Source organism: Chryseobacterium taeanense (assembly GCF_900099685.1).
GTDB lineage: Bacteria > Bacteroidota > Bacteroidia > Flavobacteriales > Weeksellaceae > Chryseobacterium > Chryseobacterium taeanense.
This window is the reverse complement of the sequence record NZ_FNDW01000006.1, coordinates 95,013-107,631: the sequence shown is the minus strand read 5'-3', so window position 1 is coordinate 107,631 and position 12,619 is coordinate 95,013. Positions and strand designations below refer to the sequence as shown.

15 protein-coding genes are annotated in these 12,619 nt (G+C 35.4%); 3 read left to right on the top strand and 12 right to left on the bottom strand.

All coding sequences use genetic code 11. The features are described 5' to 3' along the window. Positions 1 to 7: 7 nt before the first annotated feature. The 5 genes from porD to BLR30_RS10105 form a co-directional block, all read right to left on the bottom strand. Positions 8 to 913 carry a type IX secretion system protein PorD gene (gene porD, locus BLR30_RS10125; protein ID WP_089857836.1) on the bottom strand — a complete coding sequence of 302 codons (906 nt, stop codon included), beginning with the start codon at positions 911 to 913 and terminating at the stop codon, positions 8 to 10. A gap of 36 nt (positions 914 to 949) precedes the next feature. Further along, positions 950 to 2,152, bottom strand: coding sequence for a bifunctional phosphopantothenoylcysteine decarboxylase/phosphopantothenate--cysteine ligase CoaBC (gene coaBC, locus BLR30_RS10120; protein WP_089857833.1), 1,203 nt, complete (start codon positions 2,150 to 2,152; stop codon positions 950 to 952). Positions 2,153 to 2,272: 120 nt separating this feature from the next. After that, on the bottom strand, positions 2,273 to 2,596 hold the full coding sequence (locus tag BLR30_RS10115; protein WP_029298198.1) for a DNA-directed RNA polymerase subunit omega: 324 nt from the start codon (positions 2,594 to 2,596) through the stop codon (positions 2,273 to 2,275). 41 nt (positions 2,597 to 2,637) lie between these two features. Beyond that, positions 2,638 to 3,633, bottom strand: coding sequence for an outer membrane protein assembly factor BamD (locus BLR30_RS10110; RefSeq protein WP_089857830.1), 996 nt, complete (start codon positions 3,631 to 3,633; stop codon positions 2,638 to 2,640). 103 nt (positions 3,634 to 3,736) lie between these two features. After that, on the bottom strand, positions 3,737 to 4,366 hold the full coding sequence (locus BLR30_RS10105; protein WP_089857827.1) for a TetR/AcrR family transcriptional regulator: 630 nt from the start codon (positions 4,364 to 4,366) through the stop codon (positions 3,737 to 3,739). Positions 4,367 to 4,463: 97 nt separating this feature from the next. Between BLR30_RS10105 and BLR30_RS10100 the strand changes: the two genes are divergently transcribed. The 3 genes from BLR30_RS10100 to rnpA all read left to right on the top strand — a co-directional run bounded on the left by BLR30_RS10100 (position 4,464) and on the right by rnpA (position 6,276). Beyond that, the gene (locus BLR30_RS10100) at positions 4,464 to 5,090 is read left to right on the top strand and encodes a TatD family hydrolase (RefSeq protein WP_089857825.1); all 627 of its coding nucleotides are present in this window, start codon (positions 4,464 to 4,466) and stop codon (positions 5,088 to 5,090) included. Continuing rightward, positions 5,083 to 5,808: a tRNA threonylcarbamoyladenosine dehydratase gene (locus BLR30_RS10095; RefSeq protein ID WP_089857823.1), complete on the top strand. Its 726-nt coding sequence runs from the start codon at positions 5,083 to 5,085 to the stop codon at positions 5,806 to 5,808. The genes BLR30_RS10100 and BLR30_RS10095 overlap by 8 nt, the downstream gene beginning before the upstream one ends. A gap of 93 nt (positions 5,809 to 5,901) precedes the next feature. Then, complete coding sequence (rnpA, locus tag BLR30_RS10090; RefSeq protein ID WP_089857820.1) at positions 5,902 to 6,276, top strand: ribonuclease P protein component; 375 nt, start codon at positions 5,902 to 5,904, stop codon at positions 6,274 to 6,276. Between the two features lie 42 nt (positions 6,277 to 6,318). Here the strand turns inward: rnpA and BLR30_RS10085 are convergent, their stop codons facing one another. From BLR30_RS10085 to BLR30_RS10055, 7 genes are all read right to left on the bottom strand, one after another. Further along, entirely contained in the window at positions 6,319 to 6,504 is a 186-nt protein-coding gene (locus BLR30_RS10085; RefSeq protein WP_089857816.1) for a hypothetical protein, read from the bottom strand. A 6-nt stretch (positions 6,505 to 6,510) separates the two neighbouring features. Then, on the bottom strand, positions 6,511 to 8,553 hold the full coding sequence (locus BLR30_RS10080) for a hypothetical protein (protein ID WP_089857813.1): 2,043 nt from the start codon (positions 8,551 to 8,553) through the stop codon (positions 6,511 to 6,513). Position 8,554: 1 nt separating this feature from the next. After that, a complete protein-coding gene (gene lptE, locus BLR30_RS10075; protein WP_089858312.1) occupies positions 8,555 to 9,076 on the bottom strand; it encodes an LPS assembly lipoprotein LptE in 522 nt (173 codons plus the stop codon). After that, positions 9,069 to 9,764, bottom strand: coding sequence for a DUF4013 domain-containing protein (locus BLR30_RS10070; RefSeq protein ID WP_089857811.1), 696 nt, complete (start codon positions 9,762 to 9,764; stop codon positions 9,069 to 9,071). The genes lptE and BLR30_RS10070 overlap by 8 nt, the downstream gene beginning before the upstream one ends. A 10-nt stretch (positions 9,765 to 9,774) precedes the next feature. Then, positions 9,775 to 11,067 carry a sigma-54 interaction domain-containing protein gene (locus BLR30_RS10065; RefSeq protein ID WP_089857808.1) on the bottom strand — a complete coding sequence of 431 codons (1,293 nt, stop codon included), beginning with the start codon at positions 11,065 to 11,067 and terminating at the stop codon, positions 9,775 to 9,777. Positions 11,068 to 11,159: 92 nt separating this feature from the next. Continuing rightward, positions 11,160 to 11,588 carry a hypothetical protein gene (locus tag BLR30_RS10060; RefSeq protein WP_089857804.1) on the bottom strand — a complete coding sequence of 143 codons (429 nt, stop codon included), beginning with the start codon at positions 11,586 to 11,588 and terminating at the stop codon, positions 11,160 to 11,162. After that, positions 11,572 to 12,618 carry a PDDEXK nuclease domain-containing protein gene (locus tag BLR30_RS10055; RefSeq protein WP_262484104.1) on the bottom strand — a complete coding sequence of 349 codons (1,047 nt, stop codon included), beginning with the start codon at positions 12,616 to 12,618 and terminating at the stop codon, positions 11,572 to 11,574. The genes BLR30_RS10060 and BLR30_RS10055 overlap by 17 nt, the downstream gene beginning before the upstream one ends. Position 12,619: the final 1 nt, after the last annotated feature.

Genomic DNA, 12,619 nt, shown 5'->3' with positions numbered 1-12,619 from the left:
GAGACTTCTATTTCCATTTGTTCCATCGTGATTCTGTACTTTTAGGAGAAATGATGGTCATCAGATTTTTTAAATCTCCCAAAACAATACCTCCGTTATTCCCGGAATTGAAAATATTGAATATCTCATCGGCTTTCGTATCCATAAAGAGGTTGAAATAGTAGGCTTGCTGAAAACTGTTCTCGTATTGTTTGAGCTGCATGAGAGCATCAAAAATCACTTTCTTAGCTGCGGTCTGATCCTGATTAAAGAGGTTATCCAGTCCAGCTCTGTGATAAGAATAGCTTGTTGCGCGTAGTTGACTCCAGTTCGGGCTCAAGATTTCTTTGATTAAAATAGAGCGGCTTCTGGGCTCATTGATCTGTTTCCAGCCATCATATGTATTCTGCGATTCTCCGTTTTGGGCGATCTGCTGGGCTTTCTGAAACCATTGCGTGCCTGCCATCGATTGGAAACTGTCGGCATCAACACCTAGAATAAGATATACATAGAAACTGATAACATCAATTAAATTTTTTCCTGAGAACTGTCTTTCGTTGAAGATAAGGTTTTCATTTTCTACATAATCAAAAGAAAACCGCTGATCCTGAAGATTTATCAGAGGAGATTCATAGGTTGTGTTAAAAACAGGACGAACAGCCTGCACAACAATACTCCCCCTGAAACGATTTCCATCTCTTTCGCTGATAACAATCGCAAAATTTGATTTTATCTTTTCAAAATTCTGGAGCCTCTTACCTGTCCAGCTGGTATTATTGATGAAATCTCTCAGGCTTTTCTCCAAAGCTTTGTACGCAGACTGGTTACTTCCTCCCAACTGTTGGGAATTCACCTGCACTGTTGCCAGCAGCTCCTGCGAAAAACTGAGATTACACAAAAACAGAAGTAAAAATATGCTTATTAATTTTTTCATTTTCTAGTAAAGATTGAGAACGGAAATTTATTAAAATTATTTTAAAAGTTGAGATTCAACGAAATCCAGAATATCTTTAGCAACATCATCCTTGGATTTCAGCTCAAACTCTTTCTTTTCCGTTTGGGTAAATATTTTTATTTTATTGGTGTCATTTTTAAAACCGGCACCTTCGTCGCGAAGAGAATTCAGGACAATCATATCCAGATTTTTCTTTTCTAATTTTCCCTTGGCATTTTCTTCTTCATTCTGAGTTTCCAGTGCGAAACCTACTAGGAACTGATGGGTTTTCTTATCACCCATCGTTTTAAGAATATCCGGATTTTTAACTAATTCAATCGTTAAGTTATCATCATTTTTTTTGATCTTTTCTGTTGCGACTTCCTTAGGCGCATAATCTGCAACGGCGGCACTGGCAATTCCTATGTCTGCCATGTCGTAAAATTCAAAAACCTTATGCAGCATTTCTTTTGCGGAAGTTACTTTATGAAGTTCAATATTTTTATTTTGAAGTTTTTGAGAAGTAGGACCCGAAATTAAAATCACTTTCGCTCCTCTTTCTGACGCTTCTTCTGCCAGTGAAAAGCCCATTTTTCCTGAAGAATGATTTCCTATAAATCTCACAGGGTCGATGGCTTCATACGTTGGCCCGGCCGTAATTAAAACCGTTTTTCCCTCCAGTGTTTTTTTAGTAGTTGAATTAAAAAAATCTTCAATGGTTTTGGCAATTGTTTCCGGTTCAGACATTCTTCCCTGTCCCACAAGTCCACTGGCGAGTTCGCCATTTTCCGCGGGAATAATGATGTGTCCGAAACTTTCTGCCAGCTCAAGGTTTCGTTTTGTGGAAGGGTGTGCGTACATATCCAGATCCATTGCCGGAGCTATAAAAACAGGACATTTCGCAGACATATAGGTTGCGATGACCAAATTATCACACATGCCATGAACCATTTTCGATAAAGTGCCTGCAGTACACGGGGCAATAATCATTACATCTGCCCATAAGGCCATTTCTACATGACTGTTCCACGTTCCGTTGTCACTGTAAAAATCTGAATAAACAGGCTTTTTAGACAATGTGGAAATACTGAGTTTGGTTACAAAATTTTCCGCATCAGGAGTCATGATCGCTTGTACTTCAGCACCTTTTTTAATAAAATCTCTGATTAGAAAGTGAATTTTGTATGCTGCAATTCCTCCGGAAATCGCGATGAGAATTTTTTTGCCGGAAAGATTCATTCAATTTTAATTTTAAGAATACTAAATTACTTATTTTTTCTTACAAACCTGTTCAACAACAAAGGTCATAAAGAAAAGATTTTCCTTTATGACCTTTATATATAAAAAACACATTGATTTTTATTTTCTCTCTTCAGTTTTTCTGAAGTACACATCTCCGTTCAGCCATTCTTCAATAGCAATAGAAGTTGGTTTCGGAAGTTTTTCGTAGTGTTTTGAGATTTCGATCTGCTCTCTGTTTTCGAAAACTTCTTCTAATGTGGAATTGTGAACCGCAAACTCGTCAAGCTTATTGTGAAGTTCCGTACGGATTTCAGCGTTGATCTGTTCTGCTCTTTTTCCCATGATAACAATCGCTTCGTAGATTGAGCCTACTTTGTCTTCAATCTTATCCTTATCGTAAGTAATGGTATTTACTTCTGCTTTTGTATCTTTTACACTCATTTTGAGAATATTAATTTTAATTTAGTTCGCAAATTTACGAATTATCTTTTAATTTTGAAAGTCGCTGCCGGCGGAGGGGTATTAATCGCGGCACTATCTCTACGAATCTGGGTTGCTTTTTTCTCTGCATCCACCTGATCTTTCATCTGCTGCTCGGTTTTTGCCTTTTCTGCATTTTGTGCCTCCAGTTTTTTCTGTCTTTCTGTTAATACGGCAATTCTCTCTTCAGTCTGCTTTTTAACAACGGCAAAATCCTTTTTCTCTTTTTCAAGCTTTTCTCTGATATCCATTGCTGTTTTCGCCACATCGGTATTTGGCATTTCTTTTTCAATCTGTCTTGTAAAAGATAATGCACTTTCGATACGTTCGTCTTTAAGATCATAAACCGATTTGTTTGCCAGCTCATATCTTGATTTCACGATGTAATCATAAATCTGCGGACGGAGTTTTGTGCTTGGGAAATCTTCCAATACATTTTCAAAAGCAACGTTAGCTGCTTTATATTCTGCCATTTTGTAATATTGTCTTGCATTTTCGTAAGCTTTGAATTCAAGCTTGTAAGACAATTCATCAATCAGGGTATTGATGTTTTTGGATCTTTCAGAAGTGGGATAGTTATTCAGGAAGTCCTGAAGCTCATTAATGGCCGACTGTGTGGTAGACTGATCGAGGTTATAATCCATAGACCCTTCATAGTAGCATAAAGCAGACATATAAGCCGCTTCTTCTGCTCTGGGATCTTTTGGAAAGTTTATCGCAAAACTTTTGAACTGATTTCCTGCCAGCCTGAAATTCTTATCATAATAGTTAGCATAAGCTGTATTAAAGCCTACAGTGGGAACGTCATCTGTTCCTGCTACCAAGTTGGTAAGTCTGTCATAAAGTGCCAGTGCATTTTTCCACTTCTTTTTAGCAAAATTTTCATTGGCAGTTTTTAAAATGAGGTCTTTATCCGCACTTTTCATTGCTCTTTCCTGTTTGCTTACGCATGATGCTACAACAGCTACAGCAAAAAGTCCTAAAATATATTTTTTCATATAAAAAATTCAACAGTTTTCGGATGATACAGCCGATTTACTAATTTGCAAAAATATAACTTTTTTATCAATAGATTTTTTTTTATGATTATTTAACGTAAATTTAGTCAGCAGCGTATCCCAAAATTGCAAAAACGCTCATTAAAAGATTCATTTTTACTTTTTTTTCTGCTTCTTTGGCGTATGTTTCTTCATTTTTATTGGGAACATACAATTCATAGAAATTTCTGTTGCGTATTACGAAAAGCGTTGATCCGATAATGGTCGTAAGGATATCTTCTGGTTTTGGTGTAAAGGTAAATACTCCCGAAGCCACTCCTTTTTTGATGACTTCGTCAAGTTTTTTAACAAAAAGCTGGTAAAAATCCATCAGTTCATCCTTTAGATTTTCTGTATGCCGAAGTTCCTGGGTGACAAATCCGTGAAAATAATTGTATTTAAATAATTGAGAAACAATATATTTAATAATTTCTTTCATCTGCATTTCCGGTTTGCCATCTTTAATGGTATCGGCAAATTCAGAAAAGTTTTCTCTGGTTTTCAGGACGCGATACTGATAGAGATACGACATCATTTTTTCTTTAGAACCGAAATAATAAGAAATCATGGCGACATTAATATTTGCTTTCGAGCAGATATCTCTCACTGACGTTCCTTCATAACCCTTTTTGGCAATTAACTCTTCGGCAATATCTAAAATGTGTATCTGTTTTTCTGTAAATTTTTTTCTCATGAACTGCACTTTAAGTAAAGTTAGGGAATTTTTAACACATTTATAAACGTTCGTTTAAGAATTTTAGATTAGATCTAAATTTATAGTATTTTTGACTATGGATTTTTTTGATTTTCATCATCATAAGAAGTATGTAAGAAACGGAATTTACAATTTGGATATTGAACAGATTCCGCCGGATTCACCATACTCAATAGGAATTCATCCGAAAGATATTGATGTAAATGCTATTGATAAGCAATTTTCATGGATACAAAGCATGATCTTTAAAAACTGTTTTGCAGTCGGTGAATGTGGCTTAGATTCTTTTGTGGATATTGATCCGAAAATTCAGGAAGAAGTCTTTTTAAGACAGATAAAACTCGCTAATGAAATCAAAAAGCCCATCATTATTCATTGTGTGAGAAAATTTTATGAAGTGATTTCATGTAAGAAATATGCGGAACAGCCGATGATTATTCATGGTTTTAATAAAAAAGAACGTATTGCTGAAGATTTACTTAAAAATAATTTTTACCTGAGTTTTGGAAAAGCCGTTTTGTATAATGTATTTTTGCAAAATACGTTGAAAATAGTTCCTTTAGATAAAATTTTTCTGGAAACAGACAACGACGATTTTAATATCGAAGAACTGTACACAAAAGTTGCTGAGCTGAAAGGTATTTCACTTGAAATTTTAAATAAACAAATTGCTGAAAATTTAGAGACAATACAAAATGGATAAAAAATGGTTGGAGAGAACGGAACTTCTCATCAAGGAAGAAGGAGTGGAAAAGCTTAATAAAGCGACAGTTCTGGTTGTTGGACTGGGAGGTGTCGGTTCTTTTGCAGCAGAATTTCTTGCCAGAGCGGGAGTCGGAAGTATGACAATCGTGGATGGAGACACAGTGGATATCACGAATATCAACAGGCAGTTACCTGCATTACGTTCAACTGTAGGAAAGCATAAAGTAGAAGTCGTAGGAGAAAGACTTCTGGATATTAATCCTGATCTTAATTTGATAAAAATCAATGAATTCCTCAATCCTGAAAGAATGGATGAAGTGCTTAATTCTGCAAAATTCGATTATGTTTTGGATTGTATCGACAGTGTTACTCCGAAGCTATGTCTCATTATTGCGGCGAAAAAACGAAGAATAAAAATCGTGAGCTCTATGGGAGCTGGCGGAAAGACGGATCCGAGTAAAGTGATGGTACGCGATATCAGCAAAACTGAACACTGCCATCTCGCAAGACAGGTAAGAAAAAGGCTTAAAAAAGAAAAAATAGACAAAGGAGTGCGTTGTGTGTTTGCTAATGATATTCAGGATGAAGACAGTCTGAAAATGACCGATGGTACAAATTATAAAAGATCTTTTTACGGTACGATAAGCTATATGCCTGCAATTTTCGGATTGTATGCCGCTTCAGAGGTTATCAATTATTTATTGAATCAGGATTAAATTTTTCCCACAGATTTCCGAAGCTGATTGCTATTTCATGTGCAAAAAGAAATGTGCTTAGGCAAAAAAATAAACTATATTTATAGACTGTAAATGACAAACTTCAAATATCCCAGAGCCGAAAAACTCAAGAAAAATACAGAGATCTCTTTACTTTTTGAAAAAGGTAAGTGGAGAACGATCGGGAATTTGCGAATTATTGTCCTGAAAAATAAACCGGCAACACCTGTTGAAGTAACAAAATTTGCGGTTTCAGTATCTAAAAAATATTTTAAAAAAGCGGTTCACAGAAATCGAGTGAAAAGACTTTTGCGCGAGTGTTACCGCCTGAATAAAGATCTTTTCAAAGAAGCTTTCGGAGATCAGACACTTACAATGCTCTTCTGGGCATCTTCAGAAATGCCGCAAAAATATCAGGATGTTGAAGAGCAGTTTGTAAGGCTTTGCCAGGCTCAGAAGAAAACCTGAAAAGAAATAAAAAACGAGCAGAAGTTATTTTCCGCTCGTTTTTTATTTCTTTGTATAGTTTCCTGCAATAATTCCCAAAACACCTATGACAGGGATCATAAGTACCGCCAAATAAGGAAGTATGCCCGATTTGTTTTTAAATAAGATGGCAAAGGCTGTAATATACAATGCGATTATTGCCAAACCTGAAGATATGATATGAATTGGTGTAATTGATAATACGTTCATAATGGTTTATCCTTTCGTTCTAAAATCTTTGATTTCCTGAATTCTGTTCTCGAAGTATTCTTTTTTCTCAGGTGTTTTTTTGATCAGAATTTCAAATGCTTTAATGGCTTTCGTATAAAGTTTTTGCTCAAAATACAAATTAGCCAAGGTTTCCGTCATCAAGTGTGAAATATCGTCCCCTTTTTCCTTTACAACGAAATTGCTTTCTTCCTTGAGTTGGCTGATCTTAGGATTGTTTTCAATAAAACTTTCAATAACCTTATTTTTGACTTCTATTTTCTCCTTCTTAACATCTTCTGAGCGGTCAATTTTCAGCCAGCTCTGCCATGTATTGATGAATCCCGGAACATTACTGTCAAGAGAGCTTGATGTTTTATTTTCAGCAGTATTCACTACAATCGTTTCGGTAGATTTTTCTTCTTCATTTTCCTGCTTTATTTCTTCCTTTTTTTCAGATTGAGAAATTGACCACCCGGAACCAAAGAAAGAAACATTCATGACAGGAACTTCTTCTTTAGATTCTTCTGATTTTTCCGAATTTGTGTTTTCTTCCTGCCCTTTCTCTGCTGTTTCTATATTTTCAGAATTTTTCTCCTGCAATGGATCAGAAGTATTTGCTTCGGAATGAGTTTCTTGAGCTTGTTCCTGAACTGTTTCAACTAAAGGCATCTCAATTTCAGGTTGAGTCATTTCTTCAGGTTTAGTGAGCAAAGCATCAGGAAGGTTCGTCTCAAATGACATAGGCTTCCATGTAGAATTTACTTCAGGCTCGGGTACCGGAGTAATTTCTGGCGCTTCATCTTTGAGCTTTATTTCCGGTTGGTCAATTTTCTGATTTATTTCTTTAGTTTCATCTTCAGCATTTAATTCTGCAGGTTTCACTTCAAAACTTTGGGTTTCTGCAAAACTTATATCATGACCAATATCTTCCGGCTCATCTTGTTTTTTATTTTTTTCTGAAGCCGCTTTTTCTTTCATCTTTCTCTCAACTTCTTCAATAAGACGGCGCATTTCATCTTCATGCTTACTGAAGTTTGACTGAGGAATTTCCGGTGCTTTTTCTTCGGAATTATTAGCCTTTATTTTTACTTCAGGCAGGAAAGATTCCATGCCGTGAAAACTCAATTCGGAATCATCGCTAACAGATTCTTCTTCCGTTGCTGATGAAATTTCATCTTCGTTAATGATGGTTTCCGGAGTAAAATCTGCCGTTTCTTCTGCCTCATTTAAAGAATAATCCTTATTCTCAACTTCATCTGCTGAAATCTGAACATTCGGAAGAAAAGGTTCTGTTTCATGGAAACTTAGTTCAGATTTTTCAAGAATATCATCTTTTTCGGTTTCAGAAACTATTTTTTGTTCCTCTATAATTGTTTCAGGGGTAAAGCTTTCTTCCTGAATTTCTGTTGATTCAACTTGCTGAATATCATTTTTTTCAATAAAAACAGGCTGTTCACTTTTTTCAGCTTTCTGAGTAATGATAGAACCGGATTCCAAGGTTGATTCCAGATCGATGGTTTCTGCATTTTTATCATCCAGAAAATTTTCTTCTCCTTCAAATAAAATTCTGTTGCGTTCTCCTTTAACAAAAACGTTTTTAAACTCAGGCTTTGGTGTAGGGGGCACTCCAAAACTTTCCTCTATATTTGCTTGCTGTGGCTGAACGGGTTCATATTCCTTTTCTTTAACGAATGTATCTTCTCTTTTCAAAGGAAAAGCCGAACTTTTTGATTTCAGTAAAAGCTGAAGCGGATTTTCTGCAGGAATTACCTTTTCCTTTAGAACTCCGGTTTGTTGTTCTGGTTTAGGTTTCTGTTCTATTTTACCGTTTATTAGCTGATAAAGAATTTTCTTATCTGTGGTATAAGCAGCCGTGGTTGAAAGTACTTTCTGATAATTATCTTTATCATACAGATGCACTCCATACAAATATAATGCTCTGATATTCTGAATATAGGGAAAAGAATTAATTTCCTCTTTCAGAAGATTGAGATCCTCTGACTGAATGCTTTTTGGGGTCTTTAATAATTCTAAAACTCTATGATTCATCTTACCAATTCGCTACAATATCGTTAAATATCTTGTTAATAATTCTATCGGTCGCAATTTTAACCTGAGAACTTTCGATTTCAGACTGCGACAAATTACTGTTGAAAACGGCTTCATCGGAATATGTTCTGTCGAAACTTAGTTCAGGATGGAGCTTATTTTCATAATGCACTTTTACGGTGATTGTTAATTTATTCTGAGATTCCTGCACCGTTCCTCCCGTGTTTGTAGATACGGTTGTAGAGCTTATGGTTGTTGGTGTAATCGAGTAATCTGTAATTTCACCTTCTACCAATATATCCGGATTTTGCTTTGTTCCTTTTAAAGTTGTTCTCTGTAAAAACCTGTTCTGAATGTCGGTTGAAAACTGCTGCGATAATGTAGGATTCACCAAAGCTGCATTATTCGGGAATTCATTGATCTGAATGGTTTTTTCATCCTTCAGAGATGATCCCGTGAAGCTGTAGCATTGCTGAAACAATGAAAGAATGATGAATCCGAAGATAATTTTTATCTTATTCATAACTAATTTTTTGATTTTGTGTCTCAAGGACATCTTTATATGCTGCATATCTTATGCATATTCCCAAAGGAATGGTGAAAAATAATCCGATACCACACGCTATAATTCCTAATTGTGAGATAATACTCACGATAATAGTAAATAGGAAAATTAACAAGAAATTCTTTTTGGCAATCTTCCAAGAAAGCGAATAAGCTTGTCTCACGCTCTGAACTCTATATAGAGAAATAAGAGGCTGAACAAAGAAAAGAGATACCGAGAATGCTGTTAAAAATAAAATATACAGGAAAAACCAGATTCCCATACCTCCAAACAACGTTGCAGCGTCAATATGCTCATTATCCTGTGATGCCGCAATAAAAATAGGAATTAATGTTATTTGTATTGGGATCATCAAAATCATAATAATGATGAAGACAAGTACCAATAGTTTTAAATATACCACAAAATCGGTAAAATCAAATATATCTCCTGCCTGCACTTTTTCTCCACGATCTACTTTTTTACAGATTTTATAAAAGTTTCCAATGGCGAGTATTCCGCAAAATGGGATGATACTCATTACAATAGACAATAGTGTTGCTAAAATGAAACCTCCGATATCCTTTTTAAAAATTTCAAATCCTTCTGAAATGTATTTTCCAATATTAAAATTATAGCCTTTGCTGGTGATTAGATCAAAATTCATTGTTAATAGTTTATTCTTCTAAATTATATTGTTTTATTTTTCTGTACAGTGTTCTCTGTGAAATTCCCAATTCGTCAGCTGCTCTGTTCCTTCTTCCTTTGTGTTTTTCCAATGCTTTGATTATTAGGTCTTTTTCGTTATTTTGAAGAGATAAAGATTCAGGTTTGTTTTCTTCTATCTCAATATCTTCAACATCTTCGTAGCTGTCTTCATGTCCCGAAATAATGGTAGGATTCTGGACAACCGGAACATCATTATTTTTATTCTCGAAAAACAGCAAAGAATTTGGAGTCACATTTTGTTGATTTTCAGAGGTGTAAATTCTGTTAATCAGATTTTTTTCATGGCTGCTGAGGTCTGTGTTTTCACGGTTTTTAATCAACTCCGAAGTTAAGGATTTTAAATCATTAATATCGTTTCTCATATCGAAGAGAATTTTGTACATAATTTCTCTTTCGCTGCCGAAATCGTTTTGCTTCTGATTATTAGGAGCATTCACCACCATCGGAAGGTGCGACTCCATAGGAATATATTCTGCTAATTTTTCTACCGTAACTTTTCTGTGTCTTTCCACTACAGTCATTTGCTCAACGAGATTTCTCAGCTGGCGCACGTTTCCCGGGAAAGTATAGTTTTCTATATAATGTACGGCTCCCGGCTCCAGTTCCAGTTCGGGCATCCTGTATTTTTCGGCAAAATCAATAGCAAACTTTCTGAAAAGCAGATGGATGTCGCCTTTTCTTTCTCTCAGGGGCGGCATATCGATCTGTACAGTATTTAAACGATAAAAAAGGTCTTCCCGGAATCTTCCGTCCTGAATGGCCTTCATCATATTAACATTGGTGGCCGCGACAATCCTCACGTTTGTTTTCTGAACCTGTGAAGAACCTACTTTCATGAATTCGCCGCTTTCGAGTACTCTTAATAGGCGAACCTGGGTCTGCAAAGGTAATTCTCCGACCTCATCAAGGAAAATTGTTCCTCCGTCTGCCACCTCGAAGTATCCTTTTCGGGTTGCAGTAGCGCCTGTAAATGCACCCTTTTCATGCCCGAACAATTCTGAATCTATGGTTCCTTCCGGAATAGCTCCGCAGTTTACCACAATATAAGGCTGATGTTTTCTTTTGGATTCTGAATGGATAATTTTGGGGATAAATTCTTTTCCCACACCGCTCTCGCCGATTACAAGGACTGAGATGTCTGTCGGTGCAACCTGAATGGCTTTTTCCAAAGCACGGTTTAAAGCCGGAAAATTTCCGATAATTCCGAAACGGTTTTTTATATTTTGAAGTTCGTTACTCATAAAGTATTAGATTATTTTATCTACAGTTTCGTTTTACTGTAAAAAGTTTAAATGAATGATTAAATTAATTTCTGAATTTTCTTCTTTAATAATCAAATCACACTTAAATAATCTTTGTTTCTGATTTTTGAAACTTTAGCTTTAAAATATAAGAGTTTGGCAAAGAGATTTTCTTTACTGTTTTTTTCAAAATTCAATAGAAGCTTACAATACTTCTCATTTTCAGAAAAGCTTGATCCTTTTTTATTGTTGAAAAAACGGGAATGCTGTTTTTCAGGGAAATTTTTCCCAATAATGTCATTTGCATTTCGCTTATCATGAATCGCAAAATGATGTTTTGGGCTTTCATTTTTGCAGAATTCCTGGGAAGCTTTGCAATCGCGGTTTAATATCTTGCTGTAAAGCTCGTATAATTGTTTATAATCTTCGTTTTCAAGAATTCCGCTGTTTACCTGCGCCGAGATATTACTGCAGATTATTACCAACAATACACTTAGGCAATATTTATGAAGTTTTTCCATTGTCTGAGTTTAAAATGTTAATAAAATCTTCTTTGCTTGGCAACACCGTAAAATATTTACTTGCAAATATCTGATCATTATCCTCGGGTAAAGTATATTGCACAAGTGCTTCACTTTTGTCCTGACAGAGAATAATTCCGATTGTCTTATTTTCTCCTTCAAGACGCTTTTCTCTGTCGAAATAATTCACGTACATCTGCATCTGTCCGATATCCTGATGTTTAAGTTCACCTATTTTTAAATCTATTAAAACAGAACATCTCAGAATCCTGTTATAAAAAACAAGATCAATATAAAAGTGTTTTTCTTCAAAAGAAATTCTTTGCTGTCTTCCTACAAAGGTGAAGCCATTACTCAATTCTAAAAGGAAATGCTCTAATTTATCGATTAATTCAGATTCGAGATCACCTTCGGAATAATGTGGTTTTTCAGACAATCCTAAAAATTCCAGCACGTAAGGATCTTTAATGAGATCTTTCGGTTTTTCTATAATCTGACCTTTTTCTGCAAGCTGAAGAATTTCTTCTTTATTTTTACTTAAAGACAGCCTTATATATAAAGCAGAATCATATTGCCGTTGAAGTTCGCGTAAGCTCCAGTTATTTTTATAGCTTTCTATTTCGTAGAATTTTCTTTCATTATTATCTTTGATTCTCATCAATTTAAGATAATGCGACCAGGAAAGATTGAATTTTGCAGATGGTGTGTGCGAAATTTGGTTTTGAGAATTCGTCAACACTGTTGACGAAATTTCTTCTGAATAAGTTTTGTAAAAAAATCTCATTCTGTCCAGGTTTTCAACTGAGAAACCTTTCCCAAATCTAGCAGAAAGATGTAAAGATAAATCTTTAAGAACAGCCTTGCCATATTCTGCACGGTTTTCTCCATTCTGTTCATCTTCCACAATCATTCTTCCAATTTCAAAATAGGTAAGAACGATGGTTTGATTAACGGCAACAACAACTTTATTCCTGGCATTTTCAAGCAATGCAGAAATATTTTTTACAAGTTGTTCATTCGTTAAATCCACC